This window comes from Streptococcus pneumoniae (assembly GCF_001457635.1).
GTDB classification, from domain to species: domain Bacteria; phylum Bacillota; class Bacilli; order Lactobacillales; family Streptococcaceae; genus Streptococcus; species Streptococcus pneumoniae.
The window spans coordinates 1,173,832-1,200,809 of record NZ_LN831051.1; the positions used below are offsets into that span (position 1 = coordinate 1,173,832).

Here is a 26,978-nt window from a genome sequence, read left to right on the forward strand (position 1 = left end):
TGTGAAAAAGATAGTTCTTCCAAGAAGTAGACACTTCTTGATTGGAATTCCTATTTTCACTTTGTGTTCTTACGGACTTTGTATCTTAGACAGGAGTAGAGATGAGTATTCGAGTAATTATTGCCGGTTTTAAGGGAAAGATGGGCCAGGCTGCTTGTCAGATGGTATTGACTGATCCAGACTTGGACTTGGTAGCAGTTTTGGATCCTTTTGAGTCTGAGTCAGAATGGCAGGGTATTCCTGTTTTCAAGGATAAGGCTGATTTAGCTTGTTTTGAAGCGGATGTCTGGGTAGATTTTACTACTCCAGCTGTTGCCTACGAAAATACACGTTTTGCTCTTGAAAATGGCTTTGCTCCAGTAGTTGGAACGACTGGTTTCACGAGTGAAGAAATTGCAGAGCTAAAAGAATTTTCTCGTACCCAAGACTTGGGTGGCCTGATTGCCCCTAACTTTGCCTTGGGTGCTGTCTTACTCATGCAATTTGCGACGCAGGCTGCCAAATATTTCCCAAATGTGGAGATTATTGAGCTCCATCATGACAAGAAAAAGGATGCTCCGAGTGGAACAGCCATTAAAACAGCTGAGTTGATGGCAGAGATTCGAGAGTCAATTCAGCAAGGTGCAGCAGATGAGGAAGAGCTGATTGCTGGTGCTCGTGGTGCTGACTTTGATGGTATGCGCATCCACTCAGTTCGTTTGCCAGGTTTGGTAGCCCATCAGGAAGTCATCTTTGGCAATCAAGGAGAAGGATTGACCCTCCGTCATGACTCCTATGATCGCATCTCCTTCATGACAGGAGTCAATTTGGGAATTAAAGAAGTTGTCAAGCGTCATGAGCTTGTCTATGGATTAGAACACTTATTATGAGATTAATGCAAATGCCTTCTGAATTTCAGAAGGCTTTACCAGTATTAGAAAAAATTAAAGAAGCAGGCTTTGAGGCTTATTTTGTTGGGGGCTCTGTTCGAGATGCCCTTCTCCATAGCCCTATCCACGATGTGGATATTGCGACGTCTTCTTATCCAGAAGAGACCAAGCAGATTTTTCCGCGAACAGCCGATATCGGAATCGAGCATGGAACCGTCTTGGTCTTAGATGGGGATGAGGAGTATGAGGTAACAACCTTTCGGACAGAGGATGTCTATGTGGACTATCGCAGACCCAGTGCGGTTTCCTTTGTGCGCTCGCTAGAAGAAGACCTCAAACGCCGTGATTTCACAGTCAACGCCTTTGCCTTGGATGAGACAGGAGAAATCGTTGACTTGTTCCATGGTTTAGAAGATTTGGAAAAGCAAGTCTTGCGAGCAGTTGGAGTGGCTAGTGAGCGTTTCAACGAAGATGCTTTACGGATTATGCGTGGTTTCCGTTTTCAGGCTAGTCTTGGTTTTGCACTTGAACCAGAAACATTTAAAGCTATGAAGACCTTGACGCCGCTTTTGGAGAACATTTCTGTAGAGCGTACCTTCGTCGAGTTTGATAAACTCTTGCTGGCTCCATTTTGGAGAAGGGGGTTGGCTTCCATGATTGAGAGTCAAGCTTATGACTATCTCCCTGATATGGCATCTAGCCAGGACAAGCTCAACAGACTGTTTGATTTGGAGACTGATTTTACTTTTGAATCCTCTGAACAAGCCTGGGCGGCTTTACTATGGGCTTTGGAGATTGAAAATGCGCAGTCATTTTTGAAATCTTGGAAGACCTCACGCCAGTTTGCCAAGCAAGTTCAGGATTTGCTGATTATTTTGGCTCTGCGTGAAAATGGAGAATTGAGCAAGCGAGATTGTTATCGCTTTGACATAGATTTGCTTTTACAGGCTGAAAATCTTCGTCAAGCTCAAGGAAAAGAAGTCAACCCACAAGCCATCACAGAAAAATACCAAAGCTTGACTATCCATGACAAGAAAGAGATTCAGATTAATGGCGGTATTTTGATCAAGGAATATGGCTATCAGCCAGGCCCAGACTTGGGAGAGATTTTAACAGAGATTGAGTTTGCCATTGTCGATGGAGAATTGGAGAATAATCGTGAAGCCATCCATGCTTACCTGAGGGAGAAAAAATGAGTGATTTTATCGTTGAAAAACTAAGTAAATCTGTTGGTGACAAGACCGTTTTTAGGGATATTTCCTTTATTATCCATGACTTAGACAGAATTGGTTTAATCGGTGTCAATGGGACTGGCAAGACCACCCTTTTGGACGTCCTTTCTGGTGTTTCTGGCTTTGATGGGGATGTCAGTCCTTTTTCAGCTAAAAATGATTACCAGATTGGTTACTTGACTCAGGATCCTGATTTTGATGATAGAAAGACAGTTTTGGATACGATTCTATCTAGTGAACTCAAGGAAATCCAGCTCATTCGTGAGTATGAATTGATTATGCTCGACTATAGCGAGGACAAGCAGGCGCGTTTGGAACGTGTCATGGCAGAGATGGACTCTCTCCAAGCTTGGGAAATCGAGAGTCAGGTCAAGACCGTTCTTAGCAAATTGGGCATTCAAGACTTATCTACTCCTGTTGGGGAATTGTCAGGTGGTCTGAGAAGACGGGTACAGTTGGCACAAGTCTTACTTGGCAACCACGACCTCTTGCTTTTGGATGAGCCGACCAACCATCTGGATATTGCGATTATTGAGTGGCTGACCCTCTTTTTGAAAAATTCTAAGAAGACCGTCCTTTTTATCACTCACGATCGTTATTTCTTAGACGCTTTGTCAACACGGATTTTCGAGTTGGAGCGAGCAGGCTTGACAGAATATCAGGGCAATTACCAGGACTATGTTCGCCTTAAGGCAGAACAGGACGAGCGCGATGCAGCTCTACTTCATAAAAAAGAACAACTCTACAAACAAGAACTGGTCTGGATGCGCAGACAACCGCAGGCACGTGCGACCAAGCAACAAGCTCGTATCAATCGTTTCCATGATCTGAAAAAGGAAGTTTCAGGCAGTAGTGCTGAGACAGACTTGACTATGAACTTTGAAACCAGTCGGATTGGGAAGAAAGTCATCGAGTTTCAGGATGTTTCCTTTGCCTATGAAAATAAGCCCATTTTGCAAGATTTTAATCTCTTAGTTCAGGCTAAAGACCGTATTGGAATTGTTGGGGACAATGGTGTTGGAAAATCAACCCTACTTAACCTGATTGCAGGAAGTCTTGAGCCGACAGCAGGACAAGTTGTGATTGGGGAAACTGTTCGCATCGCCTATTTCTCTCAACAAATTGAGGGTTTGGATGAAAGCAAGCGTGTGATCAATTACCTGCAGGAAGTGGCAGAGGAGGTCAAGACCAGTGGTGGTTCTACGACTTCCATCGCTGAGTTGCTGGAGCAATTCCTCTTCCCACGTTCGACGCATGGGACCTTGATTGAGAAATTGTCAGGGGGTGAGAAAAAACGTCTTTATCTCCTCAAACTGCTTTTGGAAAAACCAAATGTTCTTCTTTTAGACGAGCCAACCAATGACCTAGATATTGCAACTTTGACAGTCTTAGAGAATTTCTTGCAAGGTTTTGCAGGTCCCGTTTTAACAGTCAGTCACGACCGCTATTTCTTGGATAAGGTAGCGACCAAGATTCTCGCTTTTGAGGATGGCAAGATTCGTCCTTTCTTTGGTCATTACACCGACTATCTTGATGAAAAAGCTTTTGAAACAGATATGGCCAATCAAGTGCAAAAGGCCGAAAAGGAAAAAGTGGTCAAGGTTCGAGAAGACAAGAAACGCATGACCTACCAAGAAAAGCAGGAGTGGGCAAGTATTGAAGGTGATATTGAAACCTTGGAAAAACGTATCGCTGCTATTGAAGAGGAAATGCAGGCTAACGGCTCTGACTTTGGTAAGCTGGCTACTCTCCAAAAAGAATTGGATGAGAAAAATGAAGCACTCCTTGAAAAATACGAACGCTATGAGTATCTCAGTGAATTTGATAGTTAATACTATTCGAAAATCAAAGTGTAAACTATGTCGGCTTCACATTGCCGACTCAAGTACAGCCTGTGGCCGGCTTCCTAGTTTGCACTTTGATTTTTATTGAGTATAAAAGAATAGAAAAATCCCATCTCATGAACGGATTTCTCTATTCTTTTTTGGTTTCTTGATGAAAGATATTTTGCCAGGTTTCGTGGCGACGCCAGATACTGGTATGGATGATACCATCTAACTCATAGCAGATGAGTTTGGTTTTTTGACTGATGGAAGTAATTTGAATGTCCTTGATAGCAGAATTTAACTCTTTTTTGGTCTTATAAGCCTCTTTATCCATCTGCTCTCCATCTTGGCGAATATAGACAAAATCATCAGTCAAGAGTTCTTCTAGTTGGTTTCCTTGGTCAATCAATTGTTCACGCATAAGCAATTTTTTATAGACATTGTCTAAAATTTCATCCTCAGGGATAGGTGCTGGTTCGATATGGACATCGGTATCAAAGACGCCAAAACGATTCTCCAGCATAGACTCGACCTGATCCGCGATTTCATGGCTTTCAAAAACAGACAAGTCAGGATTCATCTCTAGTGTAATATCCAGGTAGATGTTGCTACCGTAGGTGCGACCTCTTTGCGATTTGACCTTGCTGATTTTGGGAATTTCCATGATAGCCTTTTGGTAGTCCTCGAGCAGGCGGTCGTCAAAGCCATCTGAAAGACTAAAGGAAGACTCGATGAAGATATCATAGGCAGTCTTCAAGATAAAGAAAGTGATGATGATAGCAACCAGTTTATCCACAATCGGATAATTGAAACTACTAGCTAGGATGGCAATGGCGGTTCCAAGTGAGGTAACAGCGTCAGAAAGATTGTCCTTAGCAGCTGCTTTCAGCGCCTTGGAGTTGGATTTCTTACTGAGGCGAGTATTGTAGAGATAGACCACAAACATAATCGCTGCAGAAATGATTCCTAGAGTTGCACCAAGAGGATCAATGACCGTTTCTTCCCGACTGAGAATCTTTTGAATGGTATCTCTTAGAACATCGAAACCGACATAGAACATGATGATAGAAGTGATCAAGCTTGCCAAATCTTCAATCTTCCAATGACCAAAACGGTGGTCACGGTCTGCAGGCTGGCGCGCCATCCGAATCCCGATTAAGAGGGCCACATTTCCAATGATGTCCGATACGTTATTAAAACCATCGGCCACCAAACTGGATGAATGAAGGAGATGACCAGTTGCTAATTTGGCTGCAGACAAGATCAAATAGGTCGAAATACTGATAATGGCTCCACGCTCAGCTAACTTGAGATTTGAGATAGATTGCTTCATTCAACTTCCTTTCTAGTCACATAGCATTCTACCATTATACTGGTTTTCAAGGAAAAATTCAAATAAGGCAGTTTTTACTCTTTGAAAACTCCCCAAAATTTGGTATAATAGTACTACTCAAGGGAGTAGCTGGCAGAAACCTGTGATAGTGTCGTCATTCCGAATTTTATGCTGAAAAGTATGCTTTCCGGCCCTATCTTAAACAGCGAGACTTGTTATGATTAACAGGTCTCTTTTTGTTTGTCGTGAAAAGATATGACAGAAAGAGAGTCTGTTTTGCACACAATGTCAAGGAGGAGACACATGTCAAAAGAACAAAAACGCCAAGCGTTTTATACTCAGAGCCCTGAAGAGGTCTTGCAGGCTGTGGATGCGACCGAGCAAGGTTTGTCATCAAGTGAGGCGGAAAAGCGCCTTGTCGAATTTGGGCACAATGAACTCGAAGAAGGCGAGAAACGATCAATCTTGGTCAAATTCATCGAGCAATTTAAGGATTTGATGATTATCATCCTAGTTGCGGCAGCAATCTTGTCAGTCGTGACTTCTGGTGGGGAAGATATCGCAGATGCCATTATCATCCTAGCTGTGGTTATCATCAACGCTGCCTTTGGTGTTTACCAAGAAGGAAAAGCTGAAGAAGCTATTGAAGCCCTCAAATCCATGTCTAGTCCAGTTGCCCGCGTTCTTCGTGATGGACACATGGCAGAGATTGACTCTAAAGAATTGGTACCAGGCGATATCGTTGCCCTTGAAGCAGGTGACGTGGTACCAGCGGACCTACGTTTGATAGAAGCCAACTCTCTTAAAATTGAAGAAGCAGCCTTGACAGGTGAATCTGTACCAGTCGAAAAAGACTTGTCAGTCGAGCTTGCGACAGATGCTGGTATTGGTGACCGTGTCAACATGGCCTTCCAAAACTCAAACGTAACCTATGGTCGTGGGATGGGTGTTGTTGTCAATACAGGTATGTACACTGAAGTTGGTCATATTGCTGGTATGCTTCAAGATGCGGATGAGACTGATACACCACTCAAACAAAACTTGAACAACCTTTCTAAGGTCTTGACCTATGCTATCTTGGCCATTGCCCTTGTTACTTTTGTAGTGGGTGTCTTCATTCAAGGGAAAAATCCACTTGGTGAGTTGTTGACTTCTGTTGCCCTTGCCGTTGCAGCCATTCCAGAAGGACTTCCTGCTATCGTTACCATCGTTCTTTCTCTTGGTACTCAAGTTTTGGCCAAACGACATTCCATCGTTCGTAAGTTGCCAGCAGTTGAAACACTTGGTTCAACTGAAATCATCGCTTCTGATAAGACTGGTACGCTGACTATGAACAAGATGACAGTCGAAAAAGTCTTCTACGATGCGGTTCTACATGACTCAGCTGATGATATTGAACTAGGTCTTGAAATGCCACTACTTCGTTCAGTTGTCTTGGCCAATGATACGAAAATCGATGTGGAAGGTAACTTGATTGGTGACCCAACCGAAACAGCCTTTATCCAATATGCCTTGGACAAGGGCTATGATGTCAAAGGTTTCTTAGAGAAATATCCTCGTGTAGCTGAATTGCCATTTGACTCTGACCGTAAGCTCATGTCAACAGTTCACCCATTGCCAGATGGTCGTTTCCTTGTAGCAGTCAAGGGTGCGCCAGACCAACTCTTAAAACGTTGTCTTCTTCGTGATAAGGCTGGGGATATTGCTCCGATTGATGAGAAGGTTACAAATCTCATTCATACAAACAATTCTGAAATGGCTCATCAAGCCTTGCGTGTCCTTGCAGGTGCTTATAAGATTATCGATAGTATTCCAGAAAATCTCACTTCTGAAGAGCTTGAAAATGATTTAATTTTTACTGGTTTGATTGGGATGATTGACCCTGAACGTCCTGAAGCCGCTGAGGCTGTTCGTGTGGCTAAGGAAGCGGGAATCCGTCCAATTATGATTACAGGTGACCACCAAGACACAGCGGAAGCCATTGCCAAACGTTTGGGAATCATTGACGCAAACGATACAGAAGGTCACGTTTTAACTGGTGCTGAACTCAATGAACTGTCAGATGAAGAATTTGAAAAAGTCGTTGGTCAATACTCTGTTTATGCCCGTGTGTCTCCAGAACACAAGGTTCGTATCGTCAAGGCTTGGCAAAAACAAGGTAAAGTCGTTGCCATGACAGGTGACGGTGTCAATGACGCGCCAGCTCTGAAAACAGCCGATATCGGTATCGGTATGGGAATCACTGGTACAGAGGTTTCTAAGGGGGCTTCTGATATGATTCTTGCAGATGATAACTTTGCGACTATTATCGTCGCAGTGGAAGAAGGACGTAAGGTCTTCTCAAACATTCAAAAGACTATTCAGTACCTACTTTCTGCTAATACTGCTGAAGTATTAACCATCTTCCTATCAACCTTGTTTGGTTGGGATGTCTTGCAGCCGGTTCATCTTTTGTGGATCAACTTGGTAACGGATACCTTCCCAGCTATCGCTCTTGGTGTTGAACCTGCGGAGCCTGGTGTCATGAATCATAAACCACGTGGACGCAAGGCAAGCTTCTTCTCAGGTGGTGTTTTGAGTTCTATCATTTATCAAGGTGTACTCCAAGCAGCTCTTGTTATGAGTGTTTATGGCCTTGCGATTGCTTACCCAGTTCATGTGGGTGACAATCATGCTATTCATGCAGATGCCCTAACGATGGCCTTTGCAACCCTTGGTTTGATTCAGCTCTTCCATGCCTACAATGTCAAGTCTGTCTACCAATCCATCTTGACAGTTGGCCCATTCAAGTCTAAGACCTTTAACTGGTCCATCTTGGTATCTTTTATCCTTCTCATGGCAACAATCGTTGTAGAACCGCTTGAAGGAATCTTCCACGTAACCAAACTAGACTTGTCACAATGGGGAATTGTTATGGCTGGAAGCTTCTCAATGATTATCATCGTCGAAATCGTTAAGTTTATTCAACGCAAACTCGGTTTTGACAAGAATGCGATTTAAGGGAGGTTTCGGATGTCAGCATATCAATTACCGACCGTATGGCAGGATGAAGCTAGTAATCAAGGAGCTTTTACGGGGCTAAACAGACCAACAGCAGGTGCCCGTTTCGAACAAAACTTGCCAAAAGGAGAACAAGCTTTTCAGCTTTATTCACTGGGAACACCAAATGGTGTGAAGGTTACTATCTTATTGGAAGAATTACTAGAAGCTGGTTTTAAGGAAGCGGCTTACGACTTGTATAAGATTGCTATCATGGATGGGGATCAATTCGGCTCAGACTTTGTGAAGCTCAATCCAAATTCCAAGATTCCAGCCTTATTGGACCAGTCAGGTACTGAAAACGTAAGAGTCTTTGAGTCTGCTCATATTCTTCTTTACCTTGCTGAGAAATTTGGAGCCTTTTTACCAAGTAATCCTGTGGAAAAGGTAGAAGTTTTGAATTGGCTATTCTGGCAAGCAGGTGCAGCACCTTTTCTAGGTGGGGGATTTGGACATTTCTTCAATTATGCTCCTGAAAAATTGGAATATCCTATTAACCGTTTTACGATGGAAGTGAAACGCCAGTTGGATTTATTGGATAAGGAATTGGCTCAGAAACCTTATATTGCAGGCAATGACTATACGATTGCAGATATTGCTATCTGGTCTTGGTATGGACAGTTAGTTCAAGGAAATCTTTACCAAGGTTCTGCAAAATTCTTGGATGCCTCAAGTTATCAAAATCTAGTAAAATGGGCAGAAAAAATTGCCAATCGTCCAGCTGTTAAGCGTGGATTGGAAGTAACTTATACAGAAATTAAATAGCAAAAAAGTCATCTTCGGATGGCTTTTTGCTACAGTTGAGGGAAAGGGTTTGCAGTTATCGGCTTTTGTGCTATAATTGCTATAATATAGTAAAAAGCAAGAGGAGTGTGAGGAAGTGGAAAAGAAAATTGTGAAGGATATCTTATTTTTATCTCAAGTGTCTCAGCCGGCAAGTCAGGAGGACCTTTATCTTGCCAGAGATTTGCAGGATACACTCTTAGCAAATCGTGATACCTGTGTTGGTCTAGCTGCCAATATGATTGGGGTGCAGAAGCGCGTGATTATCTTTAATCTTGGCTTGGTTCCTGTGGTCATGTTTAACCCAGTGCTTCTGTCCTTTGAAGGATCCTATGAGGCAGAAGAAGGCTGTTTGTCCTTGGTAGGTGTGAGATCAACTAAGCGTTATGAAACCATAAGGCTTGCCTATCGTGACAGCAAGTGGCAGGAACAGACCATTACCTTGACAGGCTTCCCAGCTCAGATTTGCCAGCATGAGCTGGATCACTTGGAAGGACGAATCATTTAGGAGGAAAGCAAATGAAACGAATAGTCTTTGAACTTATTTTTATCGCAACGACCTGGTATATCTTTTTACCGCCCCTTAACCTGACCAGCTGGGAATTTCTCTTCTTCCTCTGTGGGCATTTGTTAGTTGTGGCAATATTATTTGGCTTTGGCAAGGGGATAAACCTTGTCAAAACGGTTCATGTGCGCCACGGTAAGGCGGAAGCTGCCTTAAATCTTGAGGGTTTCAAAATCAATCGGTTAGGGAAAATTCTGTTAGCTTCGATTGGAGGAATTCTTCTCTTGGCAGCTTTGGTTTCCTTGGTAACTTCCAGCATGTTTCAGGCTAAAAATTATGCCAATGTAGTCACGGTTACGGAAAAAGACTTTACTGAATTTCCTAAGAGTGACACCAGTAAGGTTCCTATCCTAGATAGAAGTACTGCTGAAAAAATTGGAGACCGCTACTTGGGTTCCCTAACCGATAAGGTGTCGCAATACGTAGCGGCAGATACCTATACCCAATTGACAATTGATGGGAAACCTTATCGGGTCACACCACTAGAATATGCAGACCCTATCAAATGGTTTAACAATCAAGCCAAGGGAATCGGTGAGTATATTAAGGTGGACATGGTAACTGGAAATGCGGATTTGGTGGACTTGAAGACACCAATCAAGTATTCAGACTCGGAGTATTTTAACCGTGATGTCAAACGTCACCTGCGCTTGAAGTACCCGACCAAAATCTTTAAAACTCCATCTTTTGAGGTGGACGATGAGGGCAATCCTTTCTATGTAGCAACGGTTTACCAAAAGCAATTTGGACTTGCTGTTCCTCGTCCTGCTTCAGTCATTATCTTGGATGCTACAAATGGAGAAACCAAGGAATACAGCTTATCAGATGTTCCAGAATGGGTGGACAGGATCTATCCAGCAGAGGAAACCATTGAGCAAATCAACTACAACGGCAAGTACAAGGACGGTTTCTTGAATGCCATGATTTCCAAGAAAAACGTGACCCAGACTACCAATGGCTATAATTACTTGTCTATCGGTAATGACATCTATCTCTACACAGGTGTGACGTCGGCTAATGCGGATGAGAGTAATCTTGGTTTCATCCTTGAAAATATGCGAACAGGAGAAATCACTAAGTATAGCTTGGCTTCTGCGACAGAAGAATCAGCCCGTGAATCAGCAGAAGGTGCTGTTCAGGAGAAATCCTACAAAGCAACCTTCCCAATCCTCATCAACCTCAATGACAAGCCTCTCTACATCATGGGCTTGAAGGACAATGCTGGCTTGGTCAAAGAGTACGCCCTGGTAGACGCAGTCGAGTACCAAAATGTTATCGTTGCTACTACAGTGGAAGAGATGCTCAGCAAGTATGCCAATAAAAACGACCTTGAAATTGACAATGCAACGACAGAAAGCATCAATGGAGTAGTAGCAGACCTCAAATCAGCTGTTATCAAGGGAGACACTGTCTACTTCTTTAAAGTTGATGGCAAGATATACAAGGTCAAGGCTTCAGTATCCGATGACCTTCCTTACCTTGAAAATGGTAAAACCTTCGAAGGTCAAGTAGGAAAAGACAATTATCTCAAGACCTTTAAGCTACGGTAAAAATAGGTTTTTTTCAGAAAGTATATGTTATAATAAGGTAAATTAAGCCTAATGGAGGACAAAGAAATGGGTTTTTATTTGATGGTTGCTTCAATGCTACTCGGACTGCTCGCTTTGAAGATAGGTTTTTCTCAGTTCAAGGAGAAAAAAGATAAATTCTTATCTATCTTAACAAGTTTAGCTGGCACAGCCCTTGTTCTCGTGGCTGTCTGGTTAGGATGGCCCAAATAAATAGAAAAACCTCGGTCAAACCGAGGTTTTTCAAATGAATTTCTTGGTTGTGGCTAAAAAATATGCTACACTATCAATATGAAAATTTTAATCCCAACAGCAAAAGAAATGAACACAGACTTGCCAAGTATCGAGGCAATTCCTTTAAAACCAGAAAGTCAGGCCGTGCTTGATGCCTTGGCTCTCTATTCTGCCAGTCAATTGGAGAGTTTCTACAAGGTATCAGCTGAGAAAGCGGCGGAAGAATTTCAAAATATCCAAGCTTTGAAAAGGCAAACTGCTCAACACTATCCAGCCTTGAAACTTTTTGATGGGCTTATGTACCGCAACATTAAGAGAGATAAGCTGACCGAGGCGGAACAAGATTATCTTGAAAATCATGTTTTCATTACCTCGGCTTTGTACGGTGTTGTTCCAGTCTTGTCACCCATGGCTCCTCACCGTTTGGATTTTTTGATGAAATTAAAAGTCGCTGGTAAGACTTTGAAGAGCCATTGGAAGGCAGCCTATGATGAAACTCTGAAGAAGGAAGAAGTGATTTTCTCTCTCTTGTCATCAGAGTTTGAGACTGTATTTTCTAAGGAAATCAGAGCAAAGATGGTGACCTTAAAATTCATGGAGGATAGAGGCGGTCAGCTGAAGATTCACTCAACTATCTCCAAGAAAGCGCGCGGGGCCTTTCTAACAGCTTTAATAGAAAATCAAGTACAAACTGTGGGGGAAGCACGTCGCTTGAACTTTGCTGGATTTGTTTACCGAGAAGATTTGTCACAACCACAGGGATTGGTTTTTGTAAAGGAAGTATAGAAATCAGATATTTTGTATTTGGCAATATGTATCATCAGCTATTTTAGTTTATAAATGAGAAAAAAGCGAACAAGCTAGTCTTCTGAGTGTCAGAAAAGTAGTCTTGTTCGCTTTTATTATGTTATACTCTTCGAAAATCTCTTCAAGCCACGTCAGTGTCGCCTTACCGTATATATGTTACTGACTTCGTCAGTTCTATCTACAACCTCAAAGCAGTGCTTTGAGTAGCTTGCGGCTAGCTTCCTAGTTTGCTTTTTGATTTTTATTGAGTGTTAGTTACTTGATAGCTTCGACCAAGTCTTGAGCTTGTTTTTCAAGTGAGTTTAGGACTGTTTCTTCAAGAACCAATTTTCCGTCTGCCCAGGCAGAGTCATTAACACGTGCAGCAGTGAAATCACCAACGCCTTGTGTACGGATAAATGGCAAGAGGTCTTTGTAGATAGCGAAAAGTTGATCGTGCCCTGCATTGGCTACAGATGATACTGTGACAAACTTGTCTTGAAGGGCAGAAACGCCACGTGTATCAGACAAGTCAAGGGCACGATATAGCCAGTCAAGCAAGTTTTTCACTGTACCAGGGATAGAGAAGTTGTAGACTGGAGAGAAAATCCAGATAGCATCCGCAACGAGAACTGCTTCACGAGCAGCAGCTACAGCTGGATGTGTTGGAACTTCCAAATCTTGGCTGAAGAGAGGAAGGGCTGAATAATCAAGGTAGCTAACTTCCGCTTTACCAGCAAGTGCTTTCTCAGCTTCGAGCGCCATTTGGTGGTTGAAAGAACCTTGACGTAGTGATCCGACGATAAATAATACTTTTTTAGACATGATGTGTCTCCTTTTTCTTAAAATTTCGAGAACTCTCTCGTTGTTATAAAATATATTACAACAAAACAAAAGAACTTGCAAGAAATTTGCTCAGAGTTTATTTGAAAATTGTAAAATTTCGGAAACTCTAGTCATTTGTGACTGAAAAAGTAAGAACTGTTTCACTTTCAAAATCGGTTTTGTTTGAAGGGAGAAATAGAATTGGTTGCTCAAAGCACAGCTTTGAGGTTGCAGATAAAGCTGACGTGGTTTGAAGAGATTTTCGAAGAGTATTCTTATATTCACTTGTAATAAAGCTTAATAGATGGTAAAATAGACGAGTGAAAAAAAGACAAAACAAAGCAAAAAATAATCTACTGTGGCAGTATGGTCTAGGGATGACGATTTTGTTTGTGGTTATCAGTGCTTCCTTTCTGTATATGGTTTCTCTTAGCATGAAACCCTATCAAACAGCTAAAAGTGAAGGAGAAAAATTAGCTCAGCAGTATGCAGGATTAGAGCAGGCCGATCAGGTTGATTTATACAATGGCTTGGAATCTTATTACAGCGTTCTTGGTCGTAATAAACAGCAAGAAGCACTTGCTGTTCTGATTGGAAAAGATGATCATAAGATTTACGTTTATCAGCTAAATCAGGGTGTTTCACAAGAAAAAGCAGAAACGGTTTCTAAGGAAAAGGGAGCTGGCGAAATTGACAAGATTATCTTTGGTCGTTATCAAGATAAGCCAATCTGGGAAGTCAAGTCAGGATCTGATTTTTATCTAGTAGATTTTGAAACAGGAGCATTGGTCAACAAGGAGGGCCTATGAAATTATCCAACCGTGTTTTAGAAATGGAAGAAAGTGTGACTTTGGCTGCTGGAGCCCGTGCCAAAGCACTGAAGGCTGAGGGCAGAGATATTTTGTCTCTAACCTTGGGTGAGCCAGATTTCACTACTCCCAAAAATATCCAAGATGCCGCCATTGCATCGATTCGAGATGGGCGTGCTTCTTTTTATACAGTAACCTCAGGTCTGCCAGAGCTTAAGGCGGCGGTCAATAGCTACTTTGAGCGCTTTTACGGCTATTCTGTAGCGTCAAATCAAGTGACAGTCGCTGCGGGAGCCAAATATTCTCTCTATACCTTCTTTATGGCTGTGGTCAATCCAGGTGATGAAGTCATCATCCCAACCCCATACTGGGTTAGCTATGGAGATCAGGTCAAGATGGCAGAAGGCGTTCCCGTCTTTGTTTCTACTAAGGAAGACAATCACTTTAAGGTGACCGTAGATCAGTTAGAAGCAGCTCGCACTGACAAGACCAAGGTTTTGGTGCTGAATTCGCCATCTAATCCCACAGGTATGATTTACACCCGTGAGGAACTCTTGGCAATTGGAAACTGGGCTGTAGAAAATGATATTCTCATCCTAGCAGATGATATCTATGGCCGCTTGGTTTATAATGGTCATGAGTTCACACCGATTTCTAGCCTATCGGAAGCGATTCGCAAGCAAACAGTGGTCATCAATGGTGTGTCTAAAACCTATGCCATGACTGGTTGGCGGATTGGTTATGCCGTTGGAGAAGCAGACATTATCGCTGCCATGTCCAAGATTGCAGGTCAAACAACTTCGAATCCGTCAGCAGTAGCCCAATATGCAGCAGTTGAGGCTCTATCAGGTGAGCAAGATACTGTAGAAAGCATGCGTCAGGCCTTTGAGGAACGTCTTAATACTATCTATCCCCTCCTTGCAGAGGTGCCAGGATTTGAAGTGGTCAAACCGCAAGGGGCCTTCTATCTCTTCCCAAATGTCAAAAAGGCCATGGAGATGAAAGGCTACACGGATGTGACAGACTTTACAACTGCTATCTTAGAAGAAGCCGAAGTGGCCTTGGTAACAGGAGCTGGATTTGGAGCACCAGAAAATGTCCGCCTCAGCTATGCGACAGACCTAGACACGCTTAAAGAAGCAGTCGAACGCTTGAAAGCATTTATGGGTAGTGAGAATGATTGATCATTTTGAGATTAAGGTAAAGGATTTACAAATTTCAGAAGGATTTTATAGGAGTTTTCTCGCTCCTTTGGACTATAAAATGGCTTTTAAGACTAGTTCTCTAATTAGTTTTCTATCCCCGAACAGCCCTCATCCTGGTGGTGATTTTTGGCTGACTCAGGGAACACAAGATCCTGTTCATTTTGCTTTTTTAGCAGAAAATAAGGAAGAAGTTCAGGCTTGTTATGAGGCTGGCTTAGAGGCAGGTGGGCGAGACAATGGGGTTCCTGGTTATCGAAGTGAGCATCCGATTTATTATGCTGCTTTTATGATTGACCTGGATGGGAACAATATAGAGGTGGTTTGCCATAAAGAATAAAAAAGAAAAGGAAAAATAATGACAAAACGTGTAACGATTATTGATGTAAAAGACTATATTGGTCAAGAAGTGACGATTGGCGCTTGGGTTGCCAACAAATCAGGAAAAGGGAAAATCGCTTTCTTACAATTGCGTGATGGAACAGCCTTCTTTCAAGGTGTGGCTTTTAAACCAAACTTTGTCGAAAAATTTGGTGAAGAAGTGGGACTTGAGAAGTTTGATGTTATCAAACGCTTGAGCCAAGAAACGTCTGTTTATGTGACAGGTATTGTCAAAGAGGACGAACGTTCTAAATTTGGCTATGAGTTGGACATCACAGACATCGAAGTGATCGGTGAATCTCAAGACTACCCAATCACACCAAAAGAACACGGAACAGACTTTTTGATGGATAACCGTCACTTGTGGCTACGCTCTCGTAAGCAAGTAGCTGTGTTGCAAATCCGTAACGCTATTATCTATGCAACTTATGAGTTCTTTGACAAGAACGGTTTTATGAAGTTTGACAGCCCAATTCTTTCAGGAAATGCGGCAGAAGATTCTACAGAACTCTTTGAAACTGACTACTTCGGAACGCCAGCCTACTTGAGCCAATCAGGTCAACTTTACCTAGAAGCAGGGGCTATGGCTCTTGGTCGTGTCTTTGACTTTGGTCCAGTTTTCCGTGCTGAAAAATCAAAAACACGCCGTCACTTGACTGAGTTCTGGATGATGGATGCTGAGTACTCATACTTGACACATGATGAGTCGCTTGACTTGCAAGAAGCTTATGTGAAAGCTCTTCTACAAGGTGTTCTTGACCGCGCGCCTCAAGCCTTGGAAACCTTGGAACGTGATACAGAACTCTTGAAACGCTACATTGCAGAGCCATTCAAACGTATCACTTACGATCAAGCCATTGACCTCTTGCAAGAGCATGAAAATGATGAAGATGCTGACTACGAGCATCTTGAGCATGGTGATGACTTTGGGTCACCACACGAAACTTGGATTTCAAACCACTTTGGTGTGCCAACATTTGTCATGAACTATCCAGCAGCCATCAAGGCTTTCTACATGAAACCAGTTCCTGGAAATCCAGAGCGCGTGCTTTGTGCAGACTTGCTTGCTCCAGAAGGCTATGGAGAAATTATCGGTGGGTCTATGCGTGAGGAAGATTACGATGCCCTTGTCGCTAAGATGGATGAACTTGGCATGGATCGTACAGAATATGAATTCTACCTTGACCTTCGTAAATACGGTACAGTTCCACACGGAGGATTTGGTATCGGTATCGAACGTATGGTAACCTTCGCAGCAGGAACAAAACATATCCGTGAAGCTATTCCATTCCCACGTATGTTGCACCGTATCAAACCATAAGAACAGGAAAACGCCCATGTGGCGTTTTTTCGAATTCTAGTGTTTTTACTTGCGTAAAAAAATTTTTTCTAGTATAATAGTTTATTGTGAGCGAACCTCACTTACCCCTTGCAAAGTCTTGGGGTCATTAGACCAAAAGGAGGAACATATCAATGGCTAAATACGAAATTCTTTATATCATTCGTCCAAACATTGAAGAAGAAGCTAAAAACGCTTTGGTAGCACGTTTTGACTCTATTTTGACTGACAACGGTGCAACTGTTGTTGAATCAAAAACTTGGGAAAAACGTCGTCTTGCATACGAAATCCAAGATTTCCGTGAAGGACTTTACCACATCGTTAACGTTGAAGCAAATGACGATGCAGCTCTTAAAGAGTTTGACCGTCTTTCAAAAATCAACGCTGACATTCTTCGTCACATGATCGTCAAAATTGACGCGTAAGAAGGTAAACTATGATTAACAATGTTGTACTTGTAGGGCGTATGACACGTGACGCTGAGTTGCGTTATACCCCATCAAATGTAGCAGTTGCGACTTTTACTCTTGCAGTAAACCGTACATTTAAGAGTCAAAATGGTGAACGTGAGGCTGATTTTATCAATGTCGTTATGTGGCGCCAACAGGCTGAAAATCTTGCTAACTGGGCTAAAAAAGGCTCACTTATCGGGGTGACAGGTCGTATCCAGACTCGTAGTTACGATAACCAGCAAGGACAACGTGTCTACGTGACAGAGGTCGTGGCTGAGAATTTCCAAATGTTGGAAAGCCGTAGTGTGCGTGAGGGTCACACAGGTGGAGCTTACTCTGCACCAACTGCAAACTATTCAGCACCTACAAATTCAGTACCAGACTTTTCACGTAATGAAAATCCATTTGGAGCAACAAACCCATTGGATATTTCAGATGATGATTTACCATTCTAATGGACAACTAAACTTATAAAGGAGAAAAAACATGGCTCAACAACGTCGTGGCGGATTCAAACGCCGTAAAAAAGTTGATTACATCGCAGCAAACAAAATTGAATATGTTGATTACAAAGATACTGAGCTTCTTAGCCGTTTCGTTTCAGAACGTGGGAAAATCCTTCCTCGTCGTGTAACAGGAACTTCAGCTAAAAACCAACGTAAAGTAACAACAGCTATCAAACGCGCTCGCGTAATGGCTTTGATGCCTTTCGTAAACGAAGATTAAAGAAAAGACCCGGTTGGGTCTCTTTTTCATGAGCTTGAAAACAAGAAAGCGAATTAAGACCCCAACGGGTCTTTTTTCACAAGCTTTGAAATGAGAGAGCGAGTTAGGCTCAGTGGCTTCCTTTTTACGAGTTTGAAAACAAGAGAACACATTAAAAGCACGATGGAGCTTTTTCATAAATATGTCTCTTTTCTCATCCAAGAAATTAAAATAAAAATGATAAACTTTTTGAAAATAGGGGATTTGCCTACTTTATGATATAATGGAAAGAGTTAGATTGAAAGAGGTAGTGAGATGGACGCGAAATTAAGATACAAGGCAAAGAAGATCAAGATTGTCTTTTTTGATATTGATGATACATTGCGGAATTCAAAGACAGGGTTTATTCCAACTACAATTCCCACTGTTTTTAAACAGTTGCGTGAAAAAGGAATTTTAACAGGAATCGCCTCTGGACGTGGCATTTTTGGTGTTGTTCCAGAGATTCGTGATCTCAAGCCTGACTTTTTTGTAACTTTGAATGGGGCTTATATCGAAGATAAAAAAGGTCAGGTCATTTATCAGCATCAGATTGAAAAGTCAGATGTTGAGGAGTATATCTCTTGGGCTAAGCAAGAAGGAATTGAGTATGGCTTGGTTGGGAGTCATGATGCCAAGTTGTCGACTCGCACCGATATGATGAGTGAAGCTATCAATCCAATTTATCCCGACTTAGATGTAGATCCCGATTTCCATGAAAAAGAAGATATCTATCAGATGTGGACTTTTGAAGATAAGGGAGATGACTTGCACTTGCCTGACAGTCTCTCAGACAAACTTCGCATGGTTCGTTGGCATCAACATTCGTCTGATATTGTGCCGATTTCAGGCTCCAAAGCGACGGGGGTGGAAAAGGTTGTGGAACACCTTGGCTTGAAACCAGAGAAGGTCATGGTTTTTGGAGATGGTCTCAATGACTTGGAACTCTTTGATTATGCTGGAATCAGCGTTGCCATGGGAATTTCTCATGATAAAATCAAAGAAAAAGCAGATTATATTACAAAAACATTAGAAGAAGATGGCATTTTTGATGCCTTAGAAGTATTTGGTATGGTAGAAAAAGAATTGCATTTTCCACAAGTAGACATTGAAACAGTAGAAGGTCTTCTTGCGACTATTAAGACCAATCACGGAGACTTACGTATCAAGCTTTTCCCTGAACATGCTCCTAAAACAGTGGCTAACTTTGTATCTCTTTCAAAAGATGGCTACTATGATGGTGTCATTTTCCACCGTATTATCAAGGACTTTATGATCCAAGGTGGAGACCCAACTGGAACTGGTATGGGTGGCGAGTCAATCTACGGCGAATCTTTTGAGGATGAATTCTCAGAAGAGCTTTACAATATCCGTGGTGCTCTTTCCATGGCAAATGCTGGTCCAAATACCAACGGCAGCCAGTTCTTTATCGTGCAAAACCAACACCTACCTTATTCGAAGAAAGAAATTACTCGTGGTGGTTGGCCAGAACCGATTGCAGAAATCTATGCCAATCAAGGTGGGACACCTCACCTAGACCGCCGTCACACGGTTTTTGGTCAGTTAGCTGATGAAGCATCTTACGCTGTCTTGGATGCCATTGCTGCTGTTGAGACAGGAGCTATGGACAAGCCAGTTGAAGATGTTGTAATTGAAACTATTGAAATCGAGGACTAAGATGAAAATCGGTGATAAGCTAAAGGGGCGTATTACAGGGATTCAGCCCTACGGTGCCTTTGTTGAGTTAGAGACGGGTGATACGGGGCTGATTCACATTTCAGAAATTCGGACAGGATTTATTGAAAATATTCATGAAACCTTGAAAGTCGATGAAGAGGTTCAAGTTCAGGTAGTGGATTTAGATGAATTTACGGGGAAAGCCAGTCTTTCTATCCGCACTTTGGAGGAAGAAAAGTACCAGTTTCCTAGACGGAGACGCTTTTCAAGCGACCGCTTTAACTACGGTTTTGCTCCCTTTCGACGAATGCTACCAATCTGGACTGGAGAAGCTCTGCACCATTTAAAAAAGAAGAAGTAGTTTAGAGTTTTATATTTTTTGTAATGTTAATATAAATTTATTATAATAGGACCATGGAAGAAGAACAATTATTAAAATCAGGAGAGCGCATTAACCAGCTCTTTTCGACAGATATCAAAATCATTCAAAATAGAGAGGTTTTTAGCTATTCGGTGGATAGTGTTCTCTTATCACGATTTCCACGTTTTCCTAAGAAGGGGTTGATTGTGGATTTCTGTGCTGGGAATGGAGCAGTGGGGCTTTTTGCTAGCACTCGTACTCAAGCACAGATATTGTCTGTTGAGATTCAGGAGCGTTTGGCGGATATGGCTGAACGCTCTGTCCGTTTGAATGGATTAGAGGAGCAAATGCAGGTCATCTGCGATGATTTGAAAAATATGCCTGCTCACATTCAGGGGAGTAAGGTAGATATGATTTTGTGTAATCCACCCTATTTCAAGGTGGATCCTTATTCTAATCTGAACGAGAGTGAACATTATCTCTTGGCTCGACACGAAATCACGACTAATTTGGAAGAAATCTGTCGTAGTGCCCAGAGTATTCTCAAGTCTAATGGGCGTTTGGCCATGGTTCATCGTCCTGATCGACTTCTGGATATTTTGGATACGTTAAAACGACATAATCTAGCCCCTAAGCGCCTGCAGTTTGTTTATCCAAAAAGAGAAAAGGAAGCCAATATGCTTTTGATTGAGGCGATCAAGGATGGCTCAACAAGTGGCTTTAAGGTCTTACCTCCTTTGATTGTCCACAATGATGATGGCTCTTATACGCCCGAAATCGAAGAGATTTATTATGGATCATAAGGCTTATATGTACGTTCTGGAGTGTCGTGATGGATCCTACTATATAGGCTATACGACTGATGTGAGAAGACGCCTCGCTATCCACAATAGTGGGAAGGGAGCCAAATATACACGAGCACGCTTGCCAGTCAAACTTATCTATGCTCAAGGTTTTGCCAGTAAGGAAGAAGCCATGTCGGCTGAAGCTCTTCTCAAGCGTAAGAAGAGGCCACAGAAGGAAGAATTTTTATCTGAAAATCAAGATAGAAATTTACTCAGTTATTTTGAAGAATCGTGGGGAGTCCTTTGACTCCTCTTACCTTTGTCAAAAAGCGAAAAAAATGCTACAATAAAGAAAATAAACAAAATGAGGTATTATCATGTCCAAGATTCTAGTATTTGGTCACCAAAATCCAGACTCAGATGCCATCGGGTCATCTGTAGCTTTTGCCTACCTTGCAAAAGAAGCTTACGGTTTGGATACGGAAGCTGTTGCCCTTGGAACTCCAAATGAAGAAACAGCCTTTGTCTTGAACTATTTTGGTGTGGAAGCACCACGTGTTATCACTTCTGCCAAAGCAGAGGGGGCAGAGCAAGTTATCTTGACTGACCACAATGAATTCCAACAATCTGTATCAGATATCGCTGAAGTAGAAGTTTACGGTGTTGTAGACCACCACCGTGTGGCTAACTTTGAAACTGCAAGCCCACTTTACATGCGTTTGGAGCCAGTTGGATCAGCGTCTTCAATCGTTTACCGTATGTTCAAAGAACATGGTGTAGCTGTGCCTAAAGAGATTGCAGGTTTGATGCTTTCAGGTTTGATTTCAGATACCCTTCTTTTGAAATCACCAACAACACACCCAACAGATAAAATCATTGCTCCTGAATTGGCTGAATTGGCTGGTGTGAACTTGGAAGAATATGGTTTGGCAATGTTGAAAGCTGGTACCAACTTGGCTAGCAAATCTGCTGAAGAATTGATTGATATCGATGCTAAGACTTTTGAACTCAACGGAAATAATGTCCGTGTTGCCCAAGTGAACACAGTTGACATCGCTGAAGTTTTGGAACGCCAAGCAGAAATTGAAGCTGCAATGCAAGCTGCCAACGAATCAAACGGCTACTCTGACTTTGTCTTGATGATTACAGATATCGTCAACTCAAACTCAGAAATCTTGGCTCTTGGTGCCAATATGGACAAGGTCGAAGCGGCTTTCAACTTCAAACTTGAAAACAATCATGCCTTCCTTGCTGGTGCCGTTTCACGTAAGAAACAAGTGGTACCTCAATTGACTGAAAGCTTTAATGCGTAAGATTTTGGGTGTCAGCTCAAAATCGGAAAGTCTAGTTTGCCTTATATCGAAAGGAGTTTCGGCTCCTTTTTTCTAGGAGTGAAGTATGTTAGAAAATGGCGATTTGATTTTTGTGAGAGATGGGTCAGACATGGGACAGGCCATCCAGACTTCCACAGGTAACTATAGCCATGTTGCCATTTATTTGGATGGGATGATTTATCATGCTAGTGGACAGGCTGGTGTTGTCTGTCAAGAACCGGCAGACTTCTTTGAGTCCAATCATTTGTACGACCTCTATGTTTACCCAGAAATGGATATCCAGTCGGTGAAGGAAAGAGCTTGCAGACATCTTGGAGCACCCTACAATGCTTCTTTCTATCCAGATGCAGCTGGTTTCTACTGCTCCCAGTATATAGCAGAAATCCTACCTATTTTTGAAACTATTCCTATGAAATTTGGAGATGGGGAACAGGAGATTAGTGATTTTTGGAGGGAGTATTACATAGAACTAGGTCTGCCTGTTCCTCTGAACCAAGCTGGGACCAATCCTAGTCAGTTGGCAGCATCGCCTCTGTTACAATGTAAAGAAAGGAATCTTCATGATTCAGATTTTTAATCCATCTCGTTTGACGAGACAGCCATTTTTGGAGAATTGATCCGCTATCTGGACCAGTATGAGGATGTGATTCTACGGGAAATTAAGGCTCAATTTCCAGATGTTGCAGTTGATAAACTCATGGAAGAGTATATAAAGGCAAGCTTGATTCTACGTGAAAATAAGCGCTATTACCTCAATTTTCCTACGCTTGAATCACTTGATAGTCTTGAACTGGATCAAGAGATTTTTGTCAGAGAAGCTAGTCCGGTCTATCAAGCCTTGTTGGAGCAGAGTTTTGAGACGGAATTGCGCAATCAAATCAATGCAGCTATTTTAGTTGAAAGACGGACTTTGCGCGCATTAAAATGACCCTGTCCAATTATTTTTACAAGGTCAAACAGCAGTATCCTTTGACAGAAAAACAGCAGGAGCTCTATGACATTTTAGGAGATGTTAATCCTGAGTATGCACTCAAGTATATGACGGCTTTTTTGTTGAAATTTCTCAAAAAAGACCAGCTTATGCAGAAATGCCGTGATATCTTTGTGGACAGTTTGGTTGTCTTAGGCTATATTGTGCAAAATGAAGATAGAAAGTATGAGTTGGCTATCGATTTTGATAAGGAGAGATTAACTTTCTACTTAGCGTGATTTCTTGTTTCTGAGCACATTGTTTGACTTTCCTTAGTATTCGGTATAAACTATATGTAACCGGTAACACATATCGGAATAAACTAAAGGAGACAATCATATGTCACTTGAAAACAAATTGGAACAAGCAACAGGCGCTGTCAAAGAAGGTTTTGGTAAAGTTACTGGAGACAGCAAGACAGAACTTGAAGGAGCTGTTGAAAAAACAGTTGCTAAGGCAAAAGACGTTGTAGAAGACGCAAAAGGTGCTGTAGAAGGTGCCGTTGAAGGTTTGAAAAACGTTTTTACTAAATAATAGGAAAAAATCAAGGGTTTCATTTTCCCTTGATTTTTTCTATTCTTATAAATAATTTTCTGCGACGGCTGTATCTCCTGGGTAGGATTCTTTCTTGCCCTGGATGATTTGGTAACAATCGGCTCCCTTACCCGCAATAATAACTGCATCTAATTCGTGATTTGTGATAGCCATTGCCGCCTTGATGGCTTCTTGGCGATCCGCAATCTTTTCAACAGGATGATTGATGTAGCTACTAATTTCATCTGCAATGGCCATTGGGTCTTCATAGTTAGGGTCATCAGCAGTCAGAAAGACTTGAATCTCAGGGTGTTGATTGAGGAGGAGGCCAAAGTCCTTACGACGACTTTCTCCCTTGTTTCCTGTTGATCCCAGAACCAGAGCAATCTTTCCGGTTTGATGAGTTTCAACCACATTGATGAGTTTTTTCAGACTATCCCCATTGTGGGCATAGTCGATGAAGACCTTGGCTCCATTTTTCTGAGTGAGGACTTCCATACGACCAGGAACGCGGGTTGCAGCGATGCCTTTTTTGATGTCCTCAAGACTTGCTCCGAGACGGAGACAAGCAAGTCCAGCAGCAACTGCATTTTCTTGGTTGAAGTTGCCAATGAGTTGGATATCATAATCTCCAGCGAGTTTACCCGTAGCTGAAAAGCTAAAGGCTTTGGAATTCTCGATTTGGTTATCAAATTGGCTACCATAGAAATCATGGTCTTGATCTTCAACCTGTTCTTTCAAGACTGAGAAGTGGTCCATGTCACTGTTAATGATGACTGCTCGGCTATTTTCCATCAAGAGACGCTTGTGGTAGAAATAGTCTTCAAAGCTAGAGTGTTCAATCGGGCCGATATGGTCAGGAGTGATGTTAAGAAAGACTCCTACATCAAAGGTCAGTCCATAGACTCGATGGACTAGATAGGCTTGACTGGAGACTTCCATGATGAGGTGGGTACGGTCATTTTGCACAGCCTGATTCATCATGTCAAAGAGGTCAATACTCTCAGGGGTTGTCAACGCTGACTTAAAAAAAGTCTCGCCATCAAGAGTTGTGTTCATGGTCGACAACATAGCAGGTCTATGCCCTTGAGATAAGATGTTATAGGCGAAATAGGTTGCTGTTGTCTTACCCTTAGTACCAGTAAAGGCAAGGAGTTTGAGTTTCTCTTGTGGATTACCATAGAACTCCATGGCAATCAAACTCATGGCTTTCTTTATATCGTTCACAATGATGACAGGGATATCGACTTCGTAGTCCTTTTCAGCTACATACCAAGCTAAACCTTGTGTTATAGCAGAAAGAAGGTATTCTTTTTTAAAGGGAGCGCCTTTTGCAAAAAAAAGAGTGTCTTCTGTTACTTTTCGGCTGTCGTAGCTGATGCTATCAAAAATAACTTTGCTGTAGTTGTAGTGGTAATGACCTTGGTCAATAATTTCGCGAAAAAGGCCATCTTTCTTTAAAATATCTAATACGGTTTCAATCTTAATCATACTTTCTATTGTAAACCGAAAGTCGTAAATTTACAAGTAACAAGGAAAAGTTTATAATGGAAGATAAGGAGTTTTTCCTAGTTATCAAAATTGAATGAGGAATCTATGTCGCACGAAAACAATCACCAGCAGGCCCAGATGTTACGGGGGACTGCTTGGCTAACGGCTAGTAACTTTATCAGTCGCCTACTCGGGGCTGTTTACATTATCCCTTGGTACATCTGGATGGGGGCTTATGCAGCTAAGGCAAATGGTCTCTTTACCATGGGTTACAATATCTATGCTTGGTTCTTGTTGGTTTCAACAGCGGGGATTCCAGTTGCGGTGGCCAAGCAAGTTGCCAAGTATAATACCATGCGAGAAGAAGAGCATAGCTTTGCCCTGATTCGGAGCTTCTTAGGCTTTATGACAGGACTAGGCCTGGTTTTTGCTTTAGTCTTGTATGTCTTTGCTCCTTGGCTAGCAGACTTGTCTGGCGTGGGCAAAGACTTGATCCCAATCATGCAAAGCTTGGCTTGGGGAGTCTTGATTTTCCCGTCTATGAGTGTTATCCGAGGATTTTTCCAAGGGATGAATAACCTCAAACCCTATGCTATGAGCCAAATTGCTGAGCAGGTCATTCGTGTTATCTGGATGCTCCTAGCAACCTTTATCATTATGAAGCTCGGTTCAGGAGATTATCTAGCAGCCGTTACCCAATCAACCTTTGCTGCCTTTGTCGGTATGGTAGCCAGTTTTGCAGTCTTGATTTATTTCCTTGCCCAAGAAGGTTCACTCAAAAGAGTCTTTGAAACAGGAGATAAGATTAACAGTAAGCGTCTCTTGGTTGATACCATTAAGGAAGCCATTCCTTTTATCCTGACAGGGTCTGCCATCCAGCTCTTCCAGATTTTGGATCAGCTGACCTTTATCAATAGTATGAGCTGGTTTACCAACTACAGCAATGAGGACTTGGTTGTCATGTTTTCTTATTTCTCAGCCAATCCTAATAAAATCACGATGATTTTGATTTCTGTAGGGGTTTCGATTGGGAGTGTTGGTTTGCCACTTTTGACGGAAAACTATGTCAAGGGGGACTTGAAAGCAGCTTCTCGTCTCGTTCAGGACAGTCTCACCCTACTCTTTATGTTCTTGCTACCAGCAACGGTTGGAGTGGTTATGGTAGGAGAACCTCTTTATACGGTCTTCTATGGTAAGCCAGATAGTTTGGCTCTGGGCTTATTTGTCTTTGCAGTTTTGCAGTCTATTATTTTAGGCTTGTACATGGTCTTGTCTCCAATGCTTCAGGCCATGTTCCGCAACCGCAAGGCCGTTCTCTATTTTATCTATGGTTCTATTGCCAAGCTAGTCTTGCAACTACCTACCATCGCCCTCTTCCACAGTTATGGTCCTTTGATTTCAACAACCATTGCTCTCATCATTCCTAACGTCTTGATGTATCGGGATATTTGTAAAGTAACTGGTGTCAAGCGCAAGGTGATTTTGAAGCGAACCATTTTAATCAGTTTGCTGACCCTAGTCATGTTTCTGTTAATAGGAACCATCCAGTGGCTGTTAGGATTTTTCTTCCAACCAAGTGGACGTTTGTGGAGCTTCTTTTATGTAGCTCTTGTCGGTGCCATGGGGGGTGGACTTTATATGGTTATGAGTCTGCGTACCTATTTATTAGATAAGGTAATAGGAAAAGCCCAAGCAGATCGCCTGCGAGCAAAATTTAAGCTTTCGTAAGGTAGCATTTATAAATAAAAGGAATAAGTTGAACAATCTTTTAGGAGAACTTGAAACTTATTCCTTTTTTAGCGTCAAAATAGCTAAAATTATCTTTCAAAAATAGAAAAT

The 26,978-nt window shown here is 42.1% G+C and carries 27 protein-coding genes and 1 pseudogene; 25 read left to right on the forward strand and 3 right to left on the reverse strand.

The window, feature by feature from the left end; all coding sequences use genetic code 11:
• Positions 1-101: 101 nt before the first annotated feature.
• Genes dapB through AT689_RS06310 form a run of 3 tightly spaced genes read left to right on the forward strand, consistent with a single transcriptional unit; the run spans position 102 to position 3,933 of the window.
• The gene (gene dapB / locus AT689_RS06300; RefSeq protein WP_000027895.1) at positions 102-869 is read left to right on the forward strand and encodes a 4-hydroxy-tetrahydrodipicolinate reductase; all 768 of its coding nucleotides are present in this window, start codon (positions 102-104) and stop codon (positions 867-869) included.
• Positions 866-2,065 carry a CCA tRNA nucleotidyltransferase gene (locus AT689_RS06305; RefSeq protein ID WP_001844992.1) on the forward strand — a complete coding sequence of 400 codons (1,200 nt, stop codon included), beginning with the start codon at positions 866-868 and terminating at the stop codon, positions 2,063-2,065. Before dapB ends, AT689_RS06305 begins: the two co-directional genes overlap by 4 nt.
• A complete protein-coding gene (locus AT689_RS06310) occupies positions 2,062-3,933 on the forward strand; it encodes an ABC-F family ATP-binding cassette domain-containing protein (protein ID WP_001279123.1) in 1,872 nt (623 codons plus the stop codon). The genes AT689_RS06305 and AT689_RS06310 overlap by 4 nt, the downstream gene beginning before the upstream one ends.
• Positions 3,934-4,075: 142 nt before the next feature.
• On the opposite strand, the gene mntE is transcribed toward AT689_RS06310, so the two are convergent.
• Complete coding sequence (gene mntE / locus AT689_RS06315; protein ID WP_000813934.1) at positions 4,076-5,260, reverse strand: CDF family manganese efflux transporter MntE; 1,185 nt, start codon at positions 5,258-5,260, stop codon at positions 4,076-4,078.
• Between the two features lie 303 nt (positions 5,261-5,563).
• Here mntE and AT689_RS06320 point away from each other — a divergent pair, with 303 nt between their 5' ends.
• From AT689_RS06320 to yaaA, 6 genes are all read left to right on the forward strand, one after another.
• Positions 5,564-8,260: a cation-translocating P-type ATPase gene (locus tag AT689_RS06320; protein ID WP_000032472.1), complete on the forward strand. Its 2,697-nt coding sequence runs from the start codon at positions 5,564-5,566 to the stop codon at positions 8,258-8,260.
• Between the two features lie 12 nt (positions 8,261-8,272).
• On the forward strand, positions 8,273-9,064 hold the full coding sequence (gene yghU / locus AT689_RS06325; protein ID WP_001277403.1) for a glutathione-dependent disulfide-bond oxidoreductase: 792 nt from the start codon (positions 8,273-8,275) through the stop codon (positions 9,062-9,064).
• A 115-nt stretch (positions 9,065-9,179) separates the two neighbouring features.
• Complete coding sequence (locus AT689_RS06330) at positions 9,180-9,590, forward strand: peptide deformylase (protein WP_000412220.1); 411 nt, start codon at positions 9,180-9,182, stop codon at positions 9,588-9,590.
• A gap of 11 nt (positions 9,591-9,601) precedes the next feature.
• Positions 9,602-11,197, forward strand: coding sequence for a hypothetical protein (locus AT689_RS06335; RefSeq protein ID WP_000822867.1), 1,596 nt, complete (start codon positions 9,602-9,604; stop codon positions 11,195-11,197).
• A 66-nt stretch (positions 11,198-11,263) separates the two neighbouring features.
• A complete protein-coding gene (locus tag AT689_RS06340) occupies positions 11,264-11,428 on the forward strand; it encodes a YczI family protein (protein ID WP_000508269.1) in 165 nt (54 codons plus the stop codon).
• Between the two features lie 78 nt (positions 11,429-11,506).
• A complete protein-coding gene (gene yaaA / locus AT689_RS06345) occupies positions 11,507-12,235 on the forward strand; it encodes a peroxide stress protein YaaA (protein WP_000697772.1) in 729 nt (242 codons plus the stop codon).
• Between the two features lie 276 nt (positions 12,236-12,511).
• On the opposite strand, the gene AT689_RS06350 is transcribed toward yaaA, so the two are convergent.
• The gene (locus AT689_RS06350) at positions 12,512-13,060 is read right to left on the reverse strand and encodes an NADPH-dependent FMN reductase (RefSeq protein WP_000039622.1); all 549 of its coding nucleotides are present in this window, start codon (positions 13,058-13,060) and stop codon (positions 12,512-12,514) included.
• 320 nt (positions 13,061-13,380) lie between these two features.
• Between AT689_RS06350 and AT689_RS06360 the strand changes: the two genes are divergently transcribed.
• The 15 genes and pseudogenes from AT689_RS06360 to AT689_RS06435 all read left to right on the forward strand — a co-directional run bounded on the left by AT689_RS06360 (position 13,381) and on the right by AT689_RS06435 (position 23,648).
• Positions 13,381-13,869, forward strand: a complete 489-nt coding sequence (locus AT689_RS06360; protein ID WP_000747253.1) for a cell wall elongation regulator TseB-like domain-containing protein — start codon at positions 13,381-13,383, stop codon at positions 13,867-13,869.
• Positions 13,866-15,053 carry a pyridoxal phosphate-dependent aminotransferase gene (locus AT689_RS06365; RefSeq protein WP_000777782.1) on the forward strand — a complete coding sequence of 396 codons (1,188 nt, stop codon included), beginning with the start codon at positions 13,866-13,868 and terminating at the stop codon, positions 15,051-15,053. The genes AT689_RS06360 and AT689_RS06365 overlap by 4 nt, the downstream gene beginning before the upstream one ends.
• A complete protein-coding gene (locus tag AT689_RS06370) occupies positions 15,046-15,411 on the forward strand; it encodes a VOC family protein (protein ID WP_000565225.1) in 366 nt (121 codons plus the stop codon). The genes AT689_RS06365 and AT689_RS06370 overlap by 8 nt, the downstream gene beginning before the upstream one ends.
• 18 nt (positions 15,412-15,429) lie before the next feature.
• Positions 15,430-16,773 (forward strand): asparagine--tRNA ligase, encoded by a 1,344-nt coding sequence (gene asnS / locus AT689_RS06375; protein WP_000167128.1) that lies wholly within the window; start codon positions 15,430-15,432, stop codon positions 16,771-16,773.
• 152 nt (positions 16,774-16,925) lie between these two features.
• Positions 16,926-17,216 (forward strand): 30S ribosomal protein S6, encoded by a 291-nt coding sequence (rpsF, locus tag AT689_RS06380; protein WP_001151785.1) that lies wholly within the window; start codon positions 16,926-16,928, stop codon positions 17,214-17,216.
• 11 nt (positions 17,217-17,227) lie between these two features.
• Positions 17,228-17,698 (forward strand): single-stranded DNA-binding protein SsbA, encoded by a 471-nt coding sequence (gene ssbA / locus AT689_RS06385; protein ID WP_000609607.1) that lies wholly within the window; start codon positions 17,228-17,230, stop codon positions 17,696-17,698.
• A 31-nt stretch (positions 17,699-17,729) separates the two neighbouring features.
• Positions 17,730-17,969: a 30S ribosomal protein S18 gene (gene rpsR / locus AT689_RS06390; RefSeq protein ID WP_000068664.1), complete on the forward strand. Its 240-nt coding sequence runs from the start codon at positions 17,730-17,732 to the stop codon at positions 17,967-17,969.
• A 294-nt stretch (positions 17,970-18,263) separates the two neighbouring features.
• Positions 18,264-19,664, forward strand: a complete 1,401-nt coding sequence (locus AT689_RS06395) for a bifunctional Cof-type HAD-IIB family hydrolase/peptidylprolyl isomerase (RefSeq protein WP_000339022.1) — start codon at positions 18,264-18,266, stop codon at positions 19,662-19,664.
• 1 nt (position 19,665) lies between these two features.
• Positions 19,666-20,025: a S1 RNA-binding domain-containing protein gene (locus tag AT689_RS06400; protein ID WP_000689596.1), complete on the forward strand. Its 360-nt coding sequence runs from the start codon at positions 19,666-19,668 to the stop codon at positions 20,023-20,025.
• 53 nt (positions 20,026-20,078) lie between these two features.
• A complete protein-coding gene (locus AT689_RS06405) occupies positions 20,079-20,828 on the forward strand; it encodes a tRNA1(Val) (adenine(37)-N6)-methyltransferase (protein ID WP_000390784.1) in 750 nt (249 codons plus the stop codon).
• Entirely contained in the window at positions 20,818-21,117 is a 300-nt protein-coding gene (locus AT689_RS06410) for a GIY-YIG nuclease family protein (RefSeq protein WP_000349602.1), read from the forward strand. Before AT689_RS06405 ends, AT689_RS06410 begins: the two co-directional genes overlap by 11 nt.
• 70 nt (positions 21,118-21,187) lie before the next feature.
• The gene (locus AT689_RS06415) at positions 21,188-22,123 is read left to right on the forward strand and encodes a manganese-dependent inorganic pyrophosphatase (protein ID WP_000036043.1); all 936 of its coding nucleotides are present in this window, start codon (positions 21,188-21,190) and stop codon (positions 22,121-22,123) included.
• 85 nt (positions 22,124-22,208) lie between these two features.
• Positions 22,209-22,721 carry a YiiX/YebB-like N1pC/P60 family cysteine hydrolase gene (locus AT689_RS06420; protein WP_000892258.1) on the forward strand — a complete coding sequence of 171 codons (513 nt, stop codon included), beginning with the start codon at positions 22,209-22,211 and terminating at the stop codon, positions 22,719-22,721.
• Positions 22,705-23,353: pseudogene (locus tag AT689_RS11775) on the forward strand (DUF1803 domain-containing protein). Before AT689_RS06420 ends, AT689_RS11775 begins: the two are co-directional and overlap by 17 nt.
• 100 nt (positions 23,354-23,453) lie before the next feature.
• Entirely contained in the window at positions 23,454-23,648 is a 195-nt protein-coding gene (locus AT689_RS06435) for a CsbD family protein (RefSeq protein ID WP_000051195.1), read from the forward strand.
• A gap of 45 nt (positions 23,649-23,693) precedes the next feature.
• Here the strand turns inward: AT689_RS06435 and AT689_RS06440 are convergent, their stop codons facing one another.
• Positions 23,694-25,139 (reverse strand): UDP-N-acetylmuramoyl-L-alanyl-D-glutamate--L-lysine ligase, encoded by a 1,446-nt coding sequence (locus tag AT689_RS06440; protein ID WP_000590306.1) that lies wholly within the window; start codon positions 25,137-25,139, stop codon positions 23,694-23,696.
• Between the two features lie 105 nt (positions 25,140-25,244).
• Between AT689_RS06440 and AT689_RS06445 the strand changes: the two genes are divergently transcribed.
• The gene (locus AT689_RS06445) at positions 25,245-26,867 is read left to right on the forward strand and encodes a putative polysaccharide biosynthesis protein (protein ID WP_000017793.1); all 1,623 of its coding nucleotides are present in this window, start codon (positions 25,245-25,247) and stop codon (positions 26,865-26,867) included.
• Positions 26,868-26,978: the final 111 nt, after the last annotated feature.

Excerpts from the sequence above, each read along its gene's own strand:
- AT689_RS06310 (WP_001279123.1), top strand. The coding sequence starts at position 2,062 with ATGAGTGATTTTATCGTTGAAAAACTAAGTAAATCTGTTGGTGACAAG.
- AT689_RS06400 (WP_000689596.1), top strand. The coding sequence starts at position 19,666 with ATGAAAATCGGTGATAAGCTAAAGGGGCGTATTACAGGGATTCAGCCC.
- rpsR (WP_000068664.1), top strand. The coding sequence starts at position 17,730 with ATGGCTCAACAACGTCGTGGCGGATTCAAACGCCGTAAAAAAGTTGAT.
- yghU (WP_001277403.1), top strand. The coding sequence starts at position 8,273 with ATGTCAGCATATCAATTACCGACCGTATGGCAGGATGAAGCTAGTAAT.
- AT689_RS06410 (WP_000349602.1), top strand. The coding sequence starts at position 20,818 with ATGGATCATAAGGCTTATATGTACGTTCTGGAGTGTCGTGATGGATCC.
- AT689_RS06405 (WP_000390784.1), top strand. The coding sequence starts at position 20,079 with ATGGAAGAAGAACAATTATTAAAATCAGGAGAGCGCATTAACCAGCTC.
- AT689_RS06340 (WP_000508269.1), top strand. The coding sequence starts at position 11,264 with ATGGGTTTTTATTTGATGGTTGCTTCAATGCTACTCGGACTGCTCGCT.
- asnS (WP_000167128.1), top strand. The coding sequence starts at position 15,430 with ATGACAAAACGTGTAACGATTATTGATGTAAAAGACTATATTGGTCAA.
- AT689_RS06445 (WP_000017793.1), top strand. The coding sequence starts at position 25,245 with ATGTCGCACGAAAACAATCACCAGCAGGCCCAGATGTTACGGGGGACT.
- mntE (WP_000813934.1), bottom strand. The coding sequence starts at position 5,260 with ATGAAGCAATCTATCTCAAATCTCAAGTTAGCTGAGCGTGGAGCCATT.
- AT689_RS06440 (WP_000590306.1), bottom strand. The coding sequence starts at position 25,139 with ATGATTAAGATTGAAACCGTATTAGATATTTTAAAGAAAGATGGCCTT.
- AT689_RS06350 (WP_000039622.1), bottom strand. The coding sequence starts at position 13,060 with ATGTCTAAAAAAGTATTATTTATCGTCGGATCACTACGTCAAGGTTCT.
- AT689_RS06370 (WP_000565225.1), top strand. The coding sequence starts at position 15,046 with ATGATTGATCATTTTGAGATTAAGGTAAAGGATTTACAAATTTCAGAA.
- AT689_RS06395 (WP_000339022.1), top strand. The coding sequence starts at position 18,264 with ATGGACGCGAAATTAAGATACAAGGCAAAGAAGATCAAGATTGTCTTT.
- AT689_RS06320 (WP_000032472.1), top strand. The coding sequence starts at position 5,564 with ATGTCAAAAGAACAAAAACGCCAAGCGTTTTATACTCAGAGCCCTGAA.
- AT689_RS06420 (WP_000892258.1), top strand. The coding sequence starts at position 22,209 with ATGTTAGAAAATGGCGATTTGATTTTTGTGAGAGATGGGTCAGACATG.
- AT689_RS06305 (WP_001844992.1), top strand. The coding sequence starts at position 866 with ATGAGATTAATGCAAATGCCTTCTGAATTTCAGAAGGCTTTACCAGTA.
- AT689_RS06335 (WP_000822867.1), top strand. The coding sequence starts at position 9,602 with ATGAAACGAATAGTCTTTGAACTTATTTTTATCGCAACGACCTGGTAT.
- ssbA (WP_000609607.1), top strand. The coding sequence starts at position 17,228 with ATGATTAACAATGTTGTACTTGTAGGGCGTATGACACGTGACGCTGAG.
- AT689_RS06365 (WP_000777782.1), top strand. The coding sequence starts at position 13,866 with ATGAAATTATCCAACCGTGTTTTAGAAATGGAAGAAAGTGTGACTTTG.
- dapB (WP_000027895.1), top strand. The coding sequence starts at position 102 with ATGAGTATTCGAGTAATTATTGCCGGTTTTAAGGGAAAGATGGGCCAG.
- AT689_RS06435 (WP_000051195.1), top strand. The coding sequence starts at position 23,454 with ATGTCACTTGAAAACAAATTGGAACAAGCAACAGGCGCTGTCAAAGAA.
- rpsF (WP_001151785.1), top strand. The coding sequence starts at position 16,926 with ATGGCTAAATACGAAATTCTTTATATCATTCGTCCAAACATTGAAGAA.
- yaaA (WP_000697772.1), top strand. The coding sequence starts at position 11,507 with ATGAAAATTTTAATCCCAACAGCAAAAGAAATGAACACAGACTTGCCA.
- AT689_RS06415 (WP_000036043.1), top strand. The coding sequence starts at position 21,188 with ATGTCCAAGATTCTAGTATTTGGTCACCAAAATCCAGACTCAGATGCC.